The sequence below is a fragment of the Oleiphilus sp. HI0117 genome (assembly GCF_001635235.1).
Map to the genome: position 1 here is coordinate 1 of NZ_LWGA01000483.1, position 685 is coordinate 685.

Genomic DNA, 685 nt, shown 5'->3' on the forward strand with positions numbered 1-685 from the left:
TCAAACTTTTCAACTCTTGATTGCATTTTCACTGAGATCATCTCCTATAAACTTTGTTTGAATATGTCATTGATCAGGGCTTTTAATTTGAGTTTGGATACAAGAAAAAATACACTTAATAAGAGGTATCGGCTCAATTGACGCTTAGTTTCGTTTCAAGCTTCCCAATTAACTTAGATAGCGCAATGTCAGGTTTTTCTGGATCAAAAGGTTCAATCTCCATCCATTGATCTCTTTGGTGGGGTACTGCATAACAATCGGGCAGATCATCTACCATGATTACTCTGTCCCACTGGTGATGGACGTAAGTTAGATCTTTCAACCCCTTCCTCGGCCAGGTCACAGATTTAAGATCACGAAAAATGTGATTAACCTCCTTCAACTCAAATAGATCACGCTGTATCTTCACTACTCTATGTTCTGGAACTGTCGTATATAGGTATACCTTTTCAAATGCTTCATTTGACCATTCAAGGAAATCATTTAGATGGGGCCTGACGAAGCACGAGACAGCGCTGGATATCAATGTGTACTCAAGGTCTAGAGCTAATATCATTTCTACAATTCAATCATGAAATTTGGTTGGTAATCAGAGCATTCTCGTCCATAACCGTGTTGGTTGCTGATGATACGCGTGCGTCCTCTGATTTCATCGACATTAAAATGTGTATGGCCGAATACCCAA

The 685-nt window shown here is 39.4% G+C and carries 1 protein-coding gene; it reads right to left on the reverse strand.

The annotated features are described in order from the left end of the window. Positions 1-133: 133 nt before the first annotated feature. The gene (locus A3757_RS05470) at positions 134-556 is read right to left on the reverse strand and encodes an NIF family HAD-type phosphatase (protein WP_068739279.1); all 423 of its coding nucleotides are present in this window, start codon (positions 554-556) and stop codon (positions 134-136) included. Positions 557-685 lie beyond the last annotated feature (129 nt).